The organism is Mesosutterella porci, assembly GCF_022134585.1.
In the GTDB taxonomy this organism is placed as follows: domain Bacteria; phylum Pseudomonadota; class Gammaproteobacteria; order Burkholderiales; family Burkholderiaceae_F; genus Mesosutterella; species Mesosutterella porci.
In genome coordinates, this window is sequence record NZ_JAKNCT010000009.1 from 1 (window position 1) to 18,486 (window position 18,486).

General features: G+C 48.6%; 12 protein-coding genes. 11 read left to right on the top strand and 1 reads right to left on the bottom strand.

Features of this window, described 5'->3' with window-relative positions; translation table 11 throughout:
- Positions 1 to 206: 206 nt before the first annotated feature.
- From MAF45_RS07855 to MAF45_RS07895, 9 genes are all read left to right on the top strand, one after another.
- Positions 207 to 1,403, top strand: coding sequence for a glycosyltransferase family 9 protein (locus MAF45_RS07855; RefSeq protein WP_237979087.1), 1,197 nt, complete (start codon positions 207 to 209; stop codon positions 1,401 to 1,403).
- A gap of 24 nt (positions 1,404 to 1,427) precedes the next feature.
- Entirely contained in the window at positions 1,428 to 3,191 is a 1,764-nt protein-coding gene (locus MAF45_RS07860; protein ID WP_237979088.1) for an ATP-binding cassette domain-containing protein, read from the top strand.
- Positions 3,192 to 3,200: 9 nt separating this feature from the next.
- A complete protein-coding gene (gene msbA, locus MAF45_RS07865; RefSeq protein ID WP_237979089.1) occupies positions 3,201 to 4,946 on the top strand; it encodes a lipid A export permease/ATP-binding protein MsbA in 1,746 nt (581 codons plus the stop codon).
- Positions 4,947 to 4,948: 2 nt separating this feature from the next.
- Positions 4,949 to 6,121 carry a glycosyltransferase family 9 protein gene (locus MAF45_RS07870; protein ID WP_237979090.1) on the top strand — a complete coding sequence of 391 codons (1,173 nt, stop codon included), beginning with the start codon at positions 4,949 to 4,951 and terminating at the stop codon, positions 6,119 to 6,121.
- Positions 6,108 to 7,055, top strand: coding sequence for a D-glycero-beta-D-manno-heptose-7-phosphate kinase (rfaE1, locus tag MAF45_RS07875; RefSeq protein ID WP_237979091.1), 948 nt, complete (start codon positions 6,108 to 6,110; stop codon positions 7,053 to 7,055). The genes MAF45_RS07870 and rfaE1 overlap by 14 nt, the downstream gene beginning before the upstream one ends.
- A 111-nt stretch (positions 7,056 to 7,166) precedes the next feature.
- Entirely contained in the window at positions 7,167 to 8,366 is a 1,200-nt protein-coding gene (gene carA / locus MAF45_RS07880) for a glutamine-hydrolyzing carbamoyl-phosphate synthase small subunit (RefSeq protein ID WP_237979092.1), read from the top strand.
- Positions 8,367 to 8,390: 24 nt separating this feature from the next.
- Positions 8,391 to 11,615, top strand: a complete 3,225-nt coding sequence (gene carB / locus MAF45_RS07885) for a carbamoyl-phosphate synthase large subunit (RefSeq protein ID WP_237979093.1) — start codon at positions 8,391 to 8,393, stop codon at positions 11,613 to 11,615.
- Between the two features lie 146 nt (positions 11,616 to 11,761).
- Entirely contained in the window at positions 11,762 to 12,859 is a 1,098-nt protein-coding gene (gene mltG / locus MAF45_RS07890) for an endolytic transglycosylase MltG (protein ID WP_441295220.1), read from the top strand.
- Positions 12,856 to 13,887 carry a DNA polymerase III delta subunit-related protein gene (locus MAF45_RS07895; RefSeq protein ID WP_237979095.1) on the top strand — a complete coding sequence of 344 codons (1,032 nt, stop codon included), beginning with the start codon at positions 12,856 to 12,858 and terminating at the stop codon, positions 13,885 to 13,887. Before mltG ends, MAF45_RS07895 begins: the two co-directional genes overlap by 4 nt.
- Before the next feature lie 4 nt (positions 13,888 to 13,891).
- On the opposite strand, the gene MAF45_RS07900 is transcribed toward MAF45_RS07895, so the two are convergent.
- Positions 13,892 to 15,196 (bottom strand): tyrosine-type recombinase/integrase, encoded by a 1,305-nt coding sequence (locus MAF45_RS07900; RefSeq protein ID WP_237979096.1) that lies wholly within the window; start codon positions 15,194 to 15,196, stop codon positions 13,892 to 13,894.
- A gap of 192 nt (positions 15,197 to 15,388) precedes the next feature.
- Between MAF45_RS07900 and MAF45_RS07905 the strand changes: the two genes are divergently transcribed.
- The gene (locus MAF45_RS07905; RefSeq protein WP_237979097.1) at positions 15,389 to 16,306 is read left to right on the top strand and encodes an LAPAL motif-containing putative phage structural protein; all 918 of its coding nucleotides are present in this window, start codon (positions 15,389 to 15,391) and stop codon (positions 16,304 to 16,306) included.
- Between the two features lie 364 nt (positions 16,307 to 16,670).
- Positions 16,671 to 18,407: a sensor histidine kinase gene (locus tag MAF45_RS07910; protein ID WP_237979098.1), complete on the top strand. Its 1,737-nt coding sequence runs from the start codon at positions 16,671 to 16,673 to the stop codon at positions 18,405 to 18,407.
- Positions 18,408 to 18,486 lie beyond the last annotated feature (79 nt).

Sequence of the window (18,486 nt, forward strand, 5' to 3'; positions counted from 1 at the left end):
TCTCCGGGGAAGGCATCACTCCCCGGCTCTCCGAAATCACGCAGAAGCAGCTGCAGATATTTGACCGCGTGGGTGTGCCAAGGCCATCAATCTGACCTACACAGTATAAATTTTGCGGATTTCACGTAGGAGGTTTATTCGTAGTACGCTCGGTTGTACTTAGTTTTATAATTGCTTTAAGACATACCATTATCATGAAATTTCAAATGTTAGAAACTACAAAAAGATATATTTATTTTTTCCTGAAATGCCAAATTCTATTATTAAAGATACTTCTGACGAGAAGTAAAACTAAACAACTCATTTTAGTAGATAATGTCAAGAATTTTATAAGCTTTTCTAGGAATTATCGTAAAATTAATTGCGACATTATTGCTGTAATTGCAGATGGAGGGGTAGGAGATTGCTTAATATACTTAAATTATATTTATCATTTATATTTAAAATTAAATAAAAAAGTATTAATAGATTTTTATTTCAAAAGCAAGAAAACGCCAATAAATTTGTATAAAGTAGATGAAAATTATATTCACACATTTTACGACAAAAAATTCATTAAGTTTTCTAAATTTATTTATCCTGTGATTATTCAGATGAAAGAGCGGTTTCCTAAGGTCATAAAGTGTGATAAATCATATATCAGAAGTGAACAATTAATAGATATATTAGAAAAATATAATAAATTTTATATAAATAATAGATTTTATTATGACTATTCACCTAGAATTGATGGTCTCTCTGCTCAATTTTCTCTGGCAGCGGGGTATAACAGAGTAACGCAACCAGACTTATTTCATTTGGTATCAATTAATGACATTGAAATTACAATTGGTGTAGAAAACGAAAGAAAAATTCTAGAAAAATTTAAGCTTTTGAACTCAAAATTTATAACTTTTAATAGATCGGTAGATGCTGATAATAATTCAGAAAATTCTACAAAATTATGGCCTAAATTTTATTACATTGAATTAATAAATAAAATAAAAAAATATTATCCTAATTTGACTATTGTTTTCCTAGGACCAAAATACGAGGATTTACCGCTTGAAGGCATAAAGAATTTGAGCGGAAGAACAGATTTTAATGAATTGAAAGTATTGCTAAAAAATGCGATAATTCACATCGGGCCTGAGGGGGGGATGATTCATTTACGACACGCTTTATCTAGAAAAGTTTCGTGTGTACTTTTCGGGCCAACATCAAAGTTGTTCTATGGTTACCAAGAAAATATTAATTTGCTAAATGAAAGTGTTTGTAAAGTTTCATGTGAATGGCTAATTGAAAATTGGCAAAGATTATGTTTAAATAATTGTACAAACGAATGCAATAAATTATTAAACCTTAAACCTGATTTCGTGTTTTCTAAAATAGATAATGCTATTAAATTAGCAGGTGTTAATTAACATAAAATTTGAAAATAACCTGTTATGATAAAAACAATAAAGCAATTTGTATTGTCAAAAATTGATCCCGATATTCGGAGGTTAATGGGTTATTTTCCCCCTTATAAGTGGCGTATTATATTTTCTGTCATATTCATGATATTGGCAGGACTGGGTTCTTCTTTAATTGCTAAATTATTAGGTTTACTTACAAATGTTGGTTTTTACGATCAGAAGGCATGGATAATTATTGCGGCTCCTATAGGCCTGATTTTCATAGCATTGCTCAATGGTGGAAGTATGTTTATGAGCAATTATTTGTTGGGAGAAGTCAGTCAGGCAGTCCTACAAACTATTAGAAGCCAGATTTTCCATAGAATTCTTCGCTGGCCTAGCTCTTTGTATCAGACAAATTCTACGGGGATGGTTAGTTCTAAATTTGTTTTTGAGGCGAATTTTGGACTGTCAAATGCAACAAAGGCTTTCATCGTTCTGGTTAGAGATTCTTGTCAGGTTTTTGCTCTTACATTAATGCTAGTTTGGCATAACGCACTTTTGTCTATAGTGTGTTTGATTATAGGGCCTATGGTTATTTATTTGTTGAGGTTTATATCTTCCAAATTGAAATCAATTATGGCTTCAAGCCAAATGTCTATAGCAGTGTTGCTAGTCCGCGTAAAAGAAGCTTATGAAGCTCACCAGTTGATCAAAGTTTCTGGAACTTATCCAGCTGAAATCGAAAAATTTTCAAAGATAAATAGAGAAATAAAAAATTTAAAATTAAGAATGACACGTGTGAGTTCTTTAGGAACTCCTGCTACTCAATTTATTTGTATGTTTGGAGTTGCTGTTGTTTTAACTATGGCAATGATTCAAACACAACTGGGCATGTTGACTTTGGGTGATTTCGTTACTTTTCTTGCTGCTTTGCTTTTGATAATGCCTCCCCTTAGACATTTGACAGGGCTCAACTCAAGCTTTGTCATGATGAAAGTAGCTGCAAATAGTATTTTTGATACCTTAGATCAACCTTTAGAGCCTGATAATGGTCAAATTTCGATTTCATCGGCTAAAGGAAATCTCGAGTTTAAACATGTATGCTTGAAGTATCCTAACTCTACTGATTACGCAGTCCATGATTTTAATTTAAAAGTTAATTCTGGAGATTGTATTGCATTGGTTGGTTTATCAGGCTCGGGGAAGTCTTCTGTAGTAAATTTAATACCTCGATTTTGGAATCCATCCTCTGGGAATATTTACCTGGATGGGATTGATACTCAGAATATTTCGTTGAAATCATTGAGAAATCAAATATCAATAGTATCTCAAGATGTAATACTATTTGATGACACAATTAGGGCAAATATTGTTTATGGATCTCCTAATGCTACTGAGGAAGAAATAAACGAAGCAGTAAGAGCCTCAGCACTAGAAGATTTTATTTCTTCCCTATCTTTAGGTCTCGATACACCAATAGGTGAAGCTGGTGATAGATTGTCTGGTGGACAAAAGCAACGTATTTCAATCGCTAGGGCCATTCTGAAAAAAGCTCCAATTTTAATTTTTGACGAAGCTACCAGTGCGTTAGATAGTGTGAGTGAAAACCAGATAAAAACTTCTTTATCTCGCCTAATGAAAGGAAAGACAACATTTGTTGTAGCACATCGTTTATCAACTATCGATATTGCAGATTATGTAGTAGTTATGTCTAAAGGAACTATTGCTGAATTTGGGAAACCTTCCGTTTTATTTAATAAGAATGGTCTGTTCACGCATCTGTGTAAGCTTCAAAATATTAAAATATTTTGATTATATAAAATGAATTTTATATTAAATAAAATAGATCCTGTTCTCATACGTCTTTTTAGGTATTTGATACCATATAAAAAGCAATTGGCTCTTTCCGTTATATTTTTAATAGGTAGCGCTAGTACTTCGTCTCTAACTGCTACTTTACTAGGAAAACTAACAGATTTGGGATTCTATCAACAAGAAAAGTGGGTTATTGTAGCTGCGCCCATTGCTTTGCTGATAGTTTCATTTTTATATGCTTTCTGTACAGTAATGAGTTCATATGTAATGACAGATATAAGTGAGTCTGTCCTTGTGGGTCTTCGAACAAATTTATTTTCTAATATTTTAAATTGGCCTTCTGTTGAATATCAAAATCATAGTACAGGACTTGTTAGTTCGAAGTTTGTAAATGAAGCGTCTATTGCTCTTGGTGGAGCAACAGAGTCTCTAATTATTTTAATTAGAGATTCTCTGCAGGTACTTTCATTGTTGTGTGTTTTATTTTGGTATAACTGGCAACTTACGCTTGTTACTTTTATTGTTGGCCCTGGTTTAGTTTTTATCCTAAGAAAAATATCTAAGCGTATGCGAAAAATTGTAAAAGAGAGTCAGTCAACTTTAGCCATAATGATTGGAAGGGTACAAGAATCTTATTCGTCGGAAAAATTAGTGAAAATCTCGAATACCTATGATGTTGAGGAAAATAAGTTTAAATTTATAAATGAAGGAATAAAAAAATGTGCTATTAAAACCATAAAAATGCAGAGTATAGGTACCCCCTTAACTCAAATATTAACTATGATTGCTGTTGCATTTGTTGTAGCCGTTGCTTTAACTGAAGCACATAACGGATTACTTTCTATCGGTGATTTTATAACCTTTTTATCAGCTATGCTTTTAATGAAGGCACCGATCCAACACCTCGCGGGTTTGAATGCAACCTTTGCAAGTATTTCTGTAGCAGCAAAAAGTATTTTTGAAATGTTGGATACAAAAACAGAAAGCGATGACGGAACGATCAATTTAAATAATTGCAAAGGTGAATTCTCTTTTGAACATGTTTTCTTAAGATATCCTGGCCAAACTGATTATGCTTTAAATGATATTAATTTAAAAGTTTCTTCTGGAGAGCACGTTGCACTTGTAGGTCTTTCTGGCTCTGGAAAATCTTCTTTTGTGAACTTGCTTCCTCGTTATTGGGACGTTTCTTCAGGTGAAATATTTTTAGATGGAAGAAACATTAAAGAATATACTTTAAAAAGTTTACGGAGTCAGATTGCAATTGTTTCTCAGGACGTTATTCTTTTCGACGATACAATTAGGAACAATATTACGTATGGATGTAATTCTGTCTCAACTGATACCCTGAATAAAGCTATTGATGGTGCTTCTTTAAGAGATTTTATTAATAGCCTGCCTCAAGGCTTAGACACACCTGTTGGCGAGGCTGGTCATTTATTATCCGGAGGTCAGAAACAGCGTATTTCTATTGCACGTGCTCTGCTCAAAGATGCCCCTATTCTTATTTTGGATGAAGCCACCAGTGCGCTTGATAGTGAAAATGAATATACCATCAAAAATGCATTAAAGCTCTTAACTAAAGGTAAAACTACTTTTACGGTGGCCCATCGATTATCTACAATTGACGATGCGGATAAGATTGTTGTTCTGTCAAATGGAAGGATTTCTCAAATTGGAACGAATGAAGAGCTATTACAAAATAAAGATGGTATTTATTGGCAATTATGTCATTTTCAAGGCCGTATTTAAATATGATTAATAAATTACAAAATTTTGAACTTTGGCTTTGTCAACTTTTAAAATATATTAATAAAAAGCGCTTATTCTTTTTTAGAAAAATTCGTCTATTTTTTTCAGATAATTTTCATAGAATCAATCACTCTTTTAAGGCGCCGGCCACTTCTGTTTTATTAATAACTGTTAATGAGCGCTTTGGTGATGAACTTTACGTTAAAGGTCTTGCATATTCACTTTCTAAATGTGGTATAGATGTTTCTATTGCTACATTATCTTCAGTCTCACCACGTTTTATTACGTTACCTTTTATTAGCTATGTTTTTGTTTTAGATTCTTTCAAAGATCTGAAATATTTAAAAACAAAAAAATTTTCTGTAGCTGTTGATTTAGAGTACATAAATTGCCGGCATTGGAGAGAAAGGCAACCGCTATTAAATAACTTAGATTGTTATACAATTACCACTTCAGAATTATGCTCGTCATTGAATTTATTTGATGATTTTATTTCTTATCGAGCGGTACCGCATATATCACAGCGATTAAACTTGATTTATAAAAGGCTGACTTTAGATCTATCTTTATCCAAAATCTCTCCCTATATAGATTTTTCTAGCGATGATTATTGCTGGGCTAAAAATTTTATAAAGAATATTAATTCCAAACGTGTTATTTATTTTAATACTGTAGCTGGTGATAATGATAGATGGTTTTCAATTCGTCAAATACATTCAATGATTCAATCAATTGCTAAATTTAATAATTATAATGTTATTTTAAATTCAAGTTTTTTTGATCAAAGAGAATTGCCAAAAAATTACTATTTATTGCCAAAGATTTCTTTTCCTAAATTGTGTGCATTAATTAAATTCTGCTCCGTTGTTATAACACCCGACACTAGTGTTACTCATATAGCCAACGCTTTTAATATACCTTCATTTGTTGTTTTCCCACCCAATGATAGAGATTATTTTCATGAATATTCCGCTGCACAAGCTTGGGGATCTTTTTCAGATCATTCAGTTACCTTGACTACTGATGATGATAATTTGATAATTGACCCATTTGGGTTTGGCTATCCTAACCGTAAAGCTAGACCCTTAAATACTGTTGATAGTACTTATCTATGCAGTAACTTAGAAAGATTTTTATCAAAAATAAATGAGGTATATGTTCATGAAAAAATTTGATTTTTCCAATGTTAAAGTATTGGTTTGCGGTGACGCAATGTTGGATCGATATTGGTTTGGTGATGCCGACCGTTTATCCCCGGAAGCACCGGTTCCGATTGTAAAAATTGTTAGAGAAGAAAAAAGATTAGGTGGAGCAGCAAATGTTGCGTTAAATATCGCTAAACTGGGGGCTAAATGTATTCTCCTTTCAGTTTGTGGCGAAGACAATGCAGGAAAAGAATTTCGTAATTTATTGAATGTTGATAACGTTACACCTTCTTTAATAGTAGATCACACTGTTCCAACGATTGAAAAACTTAGGATTATTGCCCGTCAACAGCAAATGCTTCGTGCTGATTTTGAGCAGTTGCCTTGCGAGGATGCTTTAATCGGGATAAGTCAAAATTTTAGAAAGCTAATATCCCAAGTTTCTATTGTTGTTTTATCGGATTATAGAAAAGGCGTTTTATCTAATGTTGCATCGATGATTACATCGTGCAAAGAAAAGAAAATACCGGTACTTATTGATCCCAAAGGAGATGATTGGTCAGCTTATAGAGGTGCAACTTTAATTACACCAAATAAAAGTGAACTAAAAAGAATTGTTGGGTCCTGGAGATCTGAAGCGGATTTGCGCTTAAGAACACAAAGACTCCGTGAGTCTCTTGAATTAGAGTACATCCTTCTGACTCGTTCAGAAGAAGGCATGACTCTTTTTTCTGCTGATGAAGAAATTAATTTCAAAGCTCAAGCACGTGAAGTATTTGATGTGTCTGGGGCTGGAGATACCGTTATTGCTGTTCTAGCCACTTTGCTCGGGGCAGGTGTTCCGTTGCATGAATCTGTGAGGCTTTCTAATAAAGCCGGTGGAATTGTTGTCGGGAAATTGGGTACAGCTGCTATAACCTTAGATGAATTGATGGCTGATGAGCCTGATACTTTGGGTGTTTAAAGTGTCTGTAAATTAAGTGTACAATGTTAAAAATTTATGCTTTTAAGCCGTGCGCCCCGTAAGCGAGAACTCCGTTTTTCTCCAACGGGACCGTTTTTTGTGGAGAATTAAGTGAGTTTGCTTATTCAGGACAGCCGCCCGCAAGCAGTTCTGGCTCTTGGCGATGGGACAACTTTTATTGGTCGTTCCATTGGTGCTCCTGGCAAAGTCATTGCGGAGGTTGTGTTCAACACCGCCATGACCGGATATCAGGAAATCTTGACAGATCCTTCCTACACCGGTCAAATTGTCAACCTGACGTACCCTCACATCGGCAATGTGGGCGTAAATTCAGAAGACGTTGAATCGTCTAGAGTTTATGCCTCCGGGCTTGTGATCGAGGCCTTGTCTCCTGTTGTTTCAAATTTCAGGGCGCAATCCTCTCTTTCCGACTATCTAAAAGCATCAGGCGTAGTCGGCATATCTGACATTGACAACAGGGCTCTCACACAGATTATTCGTGACAATGGCGCCCAGTCCGGCTGTATCCTTGTGGCTGCTAACGGCTCTTTGACTCAGGAAGAAATTGACGAAGCTGTCGATTCGGCGAAGAGCTACGGCGGAATGGTAGGTCAGGATCTTGCTCAGAAAGTGACGACGGATAAGCCTTACGACTGGACCGAAGGGACATGGCAGTTTAACAACAAGGACGGGTCTACGAGTTACAACCACCCGGAGCTTCCCCTTCACATCGTCGCCTACGATTTCGGCATCAAGACCAACATCCTTCGCCTTCTGGCAGACCAGGGCATGAAGGTTACGGTTGTTCCGGCCAAGACTTCGCCGGAGGACGCTCTGAAATACAATCCGGACGGCATTTTCTTCTCGAACGGTCCCGGTGATCCGGAACCCTGCACCTATGCCATTGAAGCCGCGAGAGTCTTCCTTAAAAAGAAAATCCCGTTTTTCGGCATCTGCCTCGGCCATCAGATTCTGGGACTGGCGCTGGGCGGCAAGACGGTCAAGATGAAGTGCGGGCATCACGGCGCCAATCATCCGGTTGTAGATCTCGAAAACAAGAGGGTTTACATCACCAGCCAGAATCACGGATTCGCCGTTGATGCGGACTCTCTGCCCTCCAATGTCAAAGTCACGCACAAGTCTTTGTTCGACGGAAGCCTGCAGGGCATTGAGGTGACGGACACCCCGGCTTTCAGCTTCCAGGGGCATCCGGAAGCGAGTCCTGGACCTCAGGACATCCGCCCGCTTTTCCAGAAATTCGGGCAGATGGTCAGAGAATACGCAGCCAACAAACAGGCTCAGCAGGGCTGAGGCCATTGAACAGGACAGTAAAAAATGCCAAAGCGTCAAGATATCCATTCCATCCTGATCATCGGTGCCGGCCCCATCGTGATCGGCCAGGCCTGTGAGTTCGATTATTCAGGAGCCCAGGCCTGCAAGGCCTTGAAGGAAGAGGGCTACAGGGTCATTCTGGTCAACTCCAACCCCGCCACGATCATGACGGATCCGGGGCTTGTGGACGCGACCTATATCGAGCCGATTACCTGGGAAGTGGTCGAGCGCATTATTGCCAAGGAGCGGCCCGACGTCATTCTCCCCACGATGGGCGGCCAGACGGCTCTGAACTGCGCGCTGGATCTTCGCAATCACGGAGTCTTGGACAAGTACCATGTCGAGCTGATCGGGGCTTCGCCTAAGGCGATCGAGAAGGCCGAAGACCGCAAGCTCTTTAAGGAGGCCATGCAGCGCATCGGCCTGGAGTGCGCCCGGTCCGGAATCGCCTACAGCATGTCCGAGGCTCTGGAGGTGCAGAAACATGTGGGCTTTCCGACGATCATCCGCCCGAGCTTCACGCTTGGCGGCTCCGGCGGCGGCATTGCCTACAACATGGAAGAGTTCATGCAGATCTGCCAGCGGGGCCTCAAGCTTTCGCCGACCCATGAGCTGCTGATTGAAGAGTCGCTGCTGGGCTGGAAGGAGTATGAGATGGAGGTAGTCCGCGACCATGCGGACAACTGCATCATCGTCTGCTCCATTGAGAACCTGGACCCGATGGGCATTCATACAGGCGACTCCATCACGATCGCCCCCGCCCAGACGCTGACCGACAAAGAGTATCAGATCATGAGGAACGCCTCGATCGCGATTCTGCGCGAGATTGGCGTTGACACGGGCGGCTCCAATGTTCAGTTCGCCGTCAATCCGAAGAACGGCCGCCTGATCGTGATCGAAATGAATCCGCGCGTTTCCCGCTCCTCGGCCCTTGCGTCCAAGGCCACGGGCTTCCCCATTGCCAAGGTGGCTGCGAAGCTTGCTGTCGGCTACACGCTCGACGAGCTGCGCAACGAGATCACGGGTGGAAAGACGCCGGCCTCCTTCGAGCCGACCATCGATTACGTGGTGACCAAAGTCCCGCGTTTTGCCTTTGAAAAATTCCCCCAGGCCGACGACCGTCTGACGACGCAGATGAAATCGGTGGGCGAAGTGATGGCGATCGGCCGCACTTTCCAGGAATCATTCCAGAAGGCTCTGCGCGGCCTGGAGACCGGGAAGGACGGCCTCAACAGCAAGACCACGGACCGCGAGCAGATCCTCTATGAGATTTCGGAAGCCGGCCCCGAGCGGATTTTCTATGTGGGCGACGCCTTCAGAATCGGGATGTCGCTTAAGGAAGTTCAGGAGGCGACCAACATCGACCCCTGGTTCCTGATCCAGATTGAAGAGCTGGTCGATATTGAAAAACGTTTGAAGGGCAGGACTTTGTCCTCGCTTTCCAAAGAGGAGCTGCTGTTCCTTAAAAAGAAAGGGTTCTCCGACAGGCGCCTTGCTCATCTGCTGAAAGTCTCCGAAGACGAAGTGCGGTCAGACCGCTGGAAGATGGATATTCATCCGTCCTACAAGCGGGTGGATACCTGCGCGGCTGAGTTCAAGACCACGACGGCTTACCTTTACTCGACTTACCACGGCTTTTCCGAGGCCGCTCCCGACGACCGCAGGAAGGTCGTGGTGCTGGGCGGCGGTCCGAACCGCATCGGGCAGGGCATTGAGTTCGACTATTGCTGCGTCCACGCCTCCCAGGCTCTGCGGGAAGACGGCTATGAGACCATCATGGTCAACTGCAACCCGGAAACCGTGTCGACCGACTATGACACGTCGGACCGCCTGTACTTTGAGCCCGTGACGCTAGAAGACGTGCTGGAAATCTGCCGGGTCGAGAATCCTTTTGGCGTGATTGTCCAGTACGGCGGCCAGACTCCGATCAATCTCTGCCGCAAGCTCGAAGCCGAGGGCGTGCCGATCCTCGGCACCACTCCGGATTCCATCGATATCGCCGAAGACCGCGGCCGCTTCCAGAAGCTGGCAAACGATCTCGGAATCAGGCAGCCGCCGAACCGCGCGGCGCGCACGGAAGAGGAAGCCTACAGGATGGCTGACGAAATCGGCTATCCCCTGGTTGTGCGCCCGTCTTACGTTCTCGGCGGCCGGGCGATGGATATCGTCCACAGCCGGAAAGACCTTGAAGCCTACATGCGCGAGGCGATCAAGGTAAGCAATGACAGCCCGGTGCTGCTGGACCGGTTCCTTGACGATGCGGTTGAAATGGACGTTGATGCCATCTGCGACGGCGAGGAAGTGCGTATCGGCGGGATCATGCAGCATATTGAACAGGCGGGCGTCCATTCGGGCGACGCGGCCTGCTCGCTGCCGCCCTACAGCCTGAGGCCGGAAATCATCGAGGAAATCAAGAGGGAAACCAGGCTGCTCGCAAACGCCCTCAAGGTGCGCGGCCTCATGAACGTGCAGCTGGCGGTTCAGCACGCTTATTCGGAAAACCCGGTCGTGTACATTCTGGAGGTCAATCCCCGGGCTTCCAGGACGGTTCCTTTTGTTTGCAAGGCGACCGGAGAGCCGCTTGCCAAGATCGCGGCCCGCGTGATGGTGGGGCAGAGCATGAAGTCGCAGGGCGCCCGCGTGGAGGTGACTCCCAAGTACATGAGCGTCAAGGAAGCGGTCTTCCCCTTCACCAAGTTCCTGGGCGTCGATCCGGTCCTGGGGCCGGAGATGCGCTCCACCGGCGAGGTCATGGGAACCGGCAAGACCTTTGGCGAAGCCCTTTACAAGGCGGAGCTTGGAGCCGGCAACCGCCTCCCGAAGACCGGCACCGCGTTTATTTCTGTCCGCGACGTCGACAAGCCCCGTGCGGTTTCTGTCGCCACGCATCTTCGCGACCAGGGCTTCCAGATTGTCGCGACGCGCGGCACGGCTGCGACGCTGCAGCACGCGGCCATTCCCTGCAAGATCGTGAACAAGGTGTCCGAAGGCCGCCCCAATGTCACGGACATGATTAAAAACGGCGATCTTCAGCTCGTGATCACGACTTCCAACGAGTCGAGGACCCAGATCAGCGATGCGAGGTCCATCCGCCAGACGGCTCTGGCGCAGCTTGGAGTTGTCTATTACACGACGATTTCAGGCGCGGCGGCCGCAGTGGAAGGCCAGAAGCACGCGGGCGAAGTCGAGGTGAGGAGCCTGCAGGAGCTGCACAAGCTGAACGCCTGATCCTGCGTTTAAGGCGAAACCTGATCCGGCCAGGGCTTTCTTCTTGCGGAGAGCCCTGGCCTTTTAAAATTCCGGGGACAAAACCATTTAGAATGATTCAGCTTCATTAAAGCCCTGTTCCCGCTTGTTTCCCCCTGGCCGGCTCGATGAAAATTGATAGCAAAAGAAAAGAGCAATTCAAAAAATATGCTGCGGCCGCTCTGGCGCTTTGTGTGCTGGCAGTGTTTTATCTGGGAAGCGCGAAGCTGCTGAGCTCTGGCGCCCCACGGGTTCTTTTCAACGTATCGCAGAGCGAGCCCTCAGGCGAGCTGTCCAAAACCGTTGCCTCCAACAGCGCTCTGGCCCATCCTTTTTTTGCCAGGGCTGCGATCGCCCTCGCTTCTTTCCGCGCTCCCGTGAAAACAGGCTGGTATTCCATAGAAAAAGGGGATACTTTCTTTTCTCTGCTGACGAAATTAAGCAGCGGCGAGCAGGCGACATCAGCGTTCAGGATTCCGGAAGGCTTTACTTCCCGGCAAATTTTTGAGCTTCTTGGGAAAAGGGACGACCTGAAGCACGAGGCGGAAGACCTCTCGCGCGATGAAGCGAAAGCCGCGGGTTCCGAGAGTTTTCAAAAAATCCTGGCTTTCCAGAATGAAATCGGGGAGCCTGCCCAAAACGGGAAAAGCCGCGAGGCTTCGATCGAGGGGCTCCTCGCGCCTGACACGTACTTCTATATCGTCGGTCAGACCGACACGAAGCTTTTGCTGCGGTCGGTGAACCAGCAGCGCAAAATCATCAATGAAGAGTGGGAGAAAAGGAAACCCGCGGTCAACGACGTCCTGCACTCCAGGTACGAAGCGCTGATTCTTGCCTCCGTCATTGAAAAAGAATCCGGGGTCAAGGCAGACAAGCACCTGATATCAAGCGTTTTCCATAACCGGCTGCGGATCGGGATGCCGCTTCAGTCCGATCCCACGGTCATTTACGGAATGGGCGGGCGCTATCGTGGCAACCTCACGAAGGCAGACCTCAGAACCCCGACTCCCTACAACACGTACACCATGAAGGGGTTGCCTCCTACCCCGATCTGCGCGCCCTCGCGCGAGTCCATCAACGCCGCGCTCCAGCCCGCTGATACAAAGTATCTCTATTTCGTGGCAAGGGGCGACGGCTCTAGCGAATTTTCCGACAACCTCCAGAGCCATAACCAGGCCGTGGACAAATATCAGCGCTCGGGCATAAAAAACGGGGGCTCGAAATGAAAGAAGCGGTATTCCCGTGGCAGACGGAGCTTTACGGCAGGCTTCTAGCCCTTCGCAGGCACCTGCCTAACGGGCTTATCGTGGCGGGTCCCCGCGGACTCGGTACTTTTGAGCTGGTGCATCGCTTTGCAAAGGATCTGCTCTGCGAGAATCCCCGGCCTGACGGCAGCGCCTGCGGCGTCTGCGCCGGCTGCAGGCTCGCTCAGGCCGGTAACCACCCGGACCTCAGGTACGTCCTTTCCGAATCGGAGGCTCTGGCCCGGGGGCTTCCTTATGAGCCTCCTTCGGGGGGTGCCACCCGACGGAAGCCTTCCGAGGACATTCTCATCCACGAGCCCCTGTCGCTGGAAAATTTCCTCACGCTTTCCTCTCATCGCGGCGAGCATCGTGTCGTTCTGGTGTATCCGGCCGACCGGATTCGTGCTGATGCGGCTTCCGTTTTTTTGAAAATGCTCGAGGAGCCGCCCCAGGATCTCATTTTCCTTCTGGTGGCCGAGGATCTGGACGCCATTCTCCCGACGATTCGATCCAGGTGCCTGATTTTCAGAGCGCTGCCTCCGATGCGTGCCACGGCCATCCGATGGCTCAAAGAGCAGGGCCTGACGGCCCCGGAAACGGCGCTTGCAGAGGCAGGGGGCATGCCGCTTCTCGCCCTGGCTCTCGCCCGGCTTGACGAGAAGCCGCGGGAGGAACTCGCATCCCTGCTTGGGTCCGTACTCGAGGGCTCGGACTGGGTCGGACGGGTGATTGCCGCCGTCCCCAAGGACGCAAATCAGGCCGAGGCGGTCTGGTTCCTCCAGCGCTGGGGATGGGACCTGCTGGCGGTGAAGCAGGGGCTGGCACCCCGATATTTTCCCCGTCAGAACAAGGTCCTGCAGGTTCTTGCGGCAAGCGCGGACGCGGAAAAGCTTTTCCGGTGGATCCACGAACTGAACCGCCTGCGCGAGGCGGCCGGCCATCCTCTGAATGCAAAGCTTTCGACGGAAAGGATCCTGCTCCTGTATCAGGGTATCTTTGCCCGCCGCTGAGTTTTCAAAGCGGCTTGATTTTTTTCATGCCTTCGGCCATTTTCTGTTCGGTGGGCACGAGATAAAGCGAAGTTGTGGACAGGGAGGCGTGTCCCAGCGCGGTCTGGACGACGTTCACCGGCATCGCATCCAGGGCCACGGCTGCGAAGGTGTGCCTGAGCCAGTGGGTCGATGCCTCCCGCAGCTTCGCTCCATCCATAGGATCTTTTTTCTCGGCTTCGACCGCTGCGTCTTCGAAAAAAGCCTTGAGGATTTTATGAAGCCCGGATCTCGACAGGGAAGTTCCTTTGTGTTCCGCTTTCCTGCCTCTTCCCAGCCTCGCAAGCAGAGGCGTGTCCGGCGGGCAGGCCCCGATGGGCTGCAGTCCCCGCGTTCTCAAATACTGGTTCAGGATCCTGAGGTGATCCTTCTGCAAAGGCAGCCGCCGTACTTTATCGCCCTTGCCCACGACTTCGATCATCAGCAGGCTGCGGTTCCCGAGCTTTCTTTTCCGGATCCATCCCGCTCTGGAGGCAAGCATTTCCGAAGCGCGCATTCCAAGCCCTTTGCCCATCATAAGGATCGCCTCGAACCTTGCCTTTTCCTCCCCCTCGGGCAGCCCGCGCAGCTGATCGAGAATGTCCTCCCATTGGTCGTGCGAAAGGGATCTGTCTGCGAACTGCTCCGGTGCTCCCTCTCCTGGCAGAAATGGAATCTTCGGAGACACCTGGTCGAAGGGGTTGTAATTGAGGTAGCCCGTCTTAACCAGAAAATTGAAAAGGAGCCGGATCACCGTCATGGCCTGCCTGCGGCTTGCGAAGGAAAGCGGACCGTTGAACGGCTTCCAGCTGGGGTCTGTCCTCTCAACATTTTTGGCGCCGATCCAGATGCTCTGAGGCACGTTCCACCGCTCGGCCCATGCTTTGTCTGAGAGCCGCCCCAGGTCTTCGAGCCATCTCAGGTAAAGCGACGCCCCTTCCATGGTCAGCGAGCTCAGGGCCGTCCGGCGTTCGATGACACACCAGAGCAGGAACCGCTCCGCTTCTTTTCTATAAGCGCTGAAAGTGTTCGGATTGGCTGCTCGGGCGTTGAGCCAGGCACGCAGGGCCTCCAGGTCGTTGCCGGCTTTGAGCGAACTGCGGCCTGAGAGATTGCGGTTGGTGCCCTGGGTGCCGCTGAGCTCGCCCTTGATCTGGCACTGCTCGAGCGGCACCACCTGAAGGGCAGAACCGGGTTCAAGGCGGTCCGCTGCGGCATCTTCAGAATCGCCGCTGGGCTTATTTGAAGAAAAATCCGCGATTTTCTCTGCCTTTTTTCTCTGCATGCTCATCTTGGGTCAACTCTTGCACCTGCCTGACGTTTGAAACCGCGTACAATTGCGCGGACGATCCAGCAACGCTTTATCATTGTAAGAATTATCACCGCGGGCATGAGGCGGCTAAGCTGCATTCGCCCGCGTCAGCCGCTCCCTGAAAAGTTCCGGAGCCCCTTTCATTCGAAGTAGTCAGAAGGTTGAGCAGCCATGATTGCAGCATTTGACATTGAATTTTCCGGCATCCGCAAAGTTGAGACCACAACGATCAACCAGCCTGTCGCACAGGCGATCATAGGAGTCGATCAGCTTCTCACGACGGGTTCCCGGGCCCTGTACGGCTATCTTGTGGATCCGGAAGTGGACGTGCGCCGCAATCCCGACGAGGCTTCCTACAGCGTTGATCTGGGCTTCCGGAAAAATTTCGGCATGTCCCGCCGGGCCTCGCTAGCCGGCGTGAAGGAATTTATCGATCCCCCGGAAAGGTCTGTCGGCGTCGCGCTGGGATGGCTGAGGGCGGAAAACGGCGAGGGGCTCCTTGGGCTTTTCCAGCTCCTGAAGGCAATCGCCGGCCGCACGGTGACCTCGGTTTCACTGGGCGATGATGATGTGACCGTCTGCGCCGGCGCTGACAGCTTCCATGTCTCGTACCACACTTATAAGCTGTTTCGCCATATTGGCGTGCGCAAGGCCATCGAGCTGATGGCCCGCGTGTTTAAGGATCCGACGGCCAAAGAGCTGGTCATCCGCGACAGAACCACGGGCGAGGCACTCGCCTCCGTGGCCAGGGACGAAGCTTCTTATTTCTACATGCCGGAAATCGATGAAGTGGTGCTGATCGACCACGTGGTGACCCAGGCTCTGATGCTGCCTTCCTCGAGCTTCCGCGATGACCAGATCTGGACTTTCTTTGACGGCGAGCAGACGGTCCGGGCCCGCATGAACGACAAGGATTTCCTGCGCGTCATTGACAACGGGGTTTTCCGCCTCAATGCGGATGATGTGCTGATTGTCAGAATGCATGTCCGGACCCTGCAGACGGTGGCGGGACTTGTGAGCGACTATGAAGTGGTGAAGGTCCTGGACCATAGAAAGCCCGGCAAGCACCTCCCGGTGCCCGGGGTCTGACGGCCCGGCAGGTGAGGGCGTTTTAATGAAACGGATGCCCCGCCTTTTAGAAGAAGCCTTCCGGCAGGCACTGTCCTTTCGGAAGGCTTTGTTGCGTCTGTGGGGCGCGAGAGCTGCAGTTTCCGCATGGGTCCTTTTTCTTTCGCTTGCGTTTCTTTTTCAGCCAGCCGCCGCGGAGCCGATAGCCGATGACATTTTGCTCTCGCCCGCCGTTTCTCCGGCCGGACTCGGTTCCTCTTCGAGGGAGGAAGCCCGGAAGGGGACCGAGGCAGGGGCGGAAGGTGTACCGGAAGAAAGTCCGGGCGACAGCCTGGCCGTCCGGCGCGATGACCCTTTCAGCCTGGCGCTGCCTCCCCTGATCCGAGTGGGAATTCAGCAGTCGGCCATTTCCTTTCTATCTGCTCCCGATCCGCTTTTTATTGAGAAGACGAAAGACGCGATCCGGAAGGCCTTTGGCAAGGAACAGGTGGATTTCCGGACCATGTCCCGGGGGGATCTCGCTTCTGCGGTTCGTTCCGGGGAAATTGATTTTGTGATCGGCGAGGCGGATTTCATCGCACAGTCTCAGATGGACAACAACCTGAGGCTCCTCGCTTCCTTGTGGCCCGCAGCCGCCCGGGATGTGAACAGCGCGGTGTCCGCAGTTTTTTTCGTGAAGGCGGAGAGCCTGACGGTTCAGTCGCTTTCCCAGATGGGCAACCACCCTGTAGCGGCCTCCAATCCTGCCTCCTTTGCGGGCTATATCCTGCCGCTTTACGAACTATCCCGCCGAGGCTATTCGGCGGGGTTCCTCTCTGAGCTCTACTTCTCCGGGTCCGACGAAGGCGTTGTTAGCGACGTGCTGTCCGGCAAGGCCGCGGTCGGCATTCTGCCCGCCTGCGTTCTGGAGCCAATGGAGCAGGCCGGAAAAATTCACATGGAGGATTTCCGGATCATTAATCCGAGGCGCGTCAATGAGCTCAAATGCGCGCACTCGGCGGACGTCTTCCCTTCGGTTACCGTGGCTGCCCTGCCTAAGACGGATCCGATGCACGAAAAAGCCGTGATGACTACGCTGCTTGAGATGCCCGCCGCCGACGGCCAGCCGCAGTGGGGGCTGCCGGCTTCAATGCAGAAGGTCTTTGACCTGTTCTACGAACTCAAGATCGGCCCCTACCAGTATCTCGCTCAGTGGAGCCTGCAGCGGTTCATGAGAGAGAATTCCGGTGCGGTGGCAATTGCCCTGATTCTCACCATCATGGTTCTGTCCTACGCAGCCATGCTGCAGATGATGGTGAAGAAACGCACGGAGGCCCTGAGGCAGTCGTTGGAAGAGCGCGAGAGAATCGAGGCTGAAGTGACCGCTTCACGAGAGCACATCTCGGCCCTGGAGCGCACGGGTATCATCGGGCAGATGTCCTCGATGATTGCCCACGAACTCAAGCAGCCCCTGGGGGCCATCAATAATTTCGGCAATGGCCTCCTGCGGCGTGTGGCACGCGGTCAGATTGATCCTTCGGTTTTCAAGGAAGCGCTCGAGGAGATCGTTGGACAGGGGACCCGGGCCGCTGAAATCGTGGACCGGGTCCGCAGCTACGCGAAGCACCCGGAACCTGTCATGCAGGTAAGGGACATGCGGAAAGTGCTTGAGAAGGCTATTACAGAATTCCGACACAGCCATCCCGAGGCTCCTCCCATCACCCTGCACTGCAGCCCTGGATCATGGGCTGAGGTTGATTCCTGGGAGATTCAGCTCGCGGTGATCAATCTGCTCAAGAACGCCTCGGAGGCTCTGCAGAAATGCCCCAGCCCCGCCATCGTCGTGTCCTTAAAATCTGTGGACGGGCAGTGGCACCTGTCAGTCGCCGACAACGGCAAAGAGATCACAAAGGAGAAAACGGATCTCTTTTTCGAGCCTCTGCACAGCGGGAAAATATCAGGCATGGGACTCGGGCTTTCCATTGTGGCCAACATTGCCGAGCGGCACAAGGGACACGCATTCGCGAGGCCGAACGATGAACTGGGGCATGGCTGCATCATGGAAATCGTGATGCCAATGTCTGAAGCGCCAGGCGCGGCCCGGGGTACTGCGCAAAAAGATCCTGCGAGTCCGTTACAATGATTTTTAAGGCAGATGGTCAAAAAGCAGGGAGCATAGATTGGATCCGGAAAAGCTCAAGAAGATTTTTTATGAGGTTCTG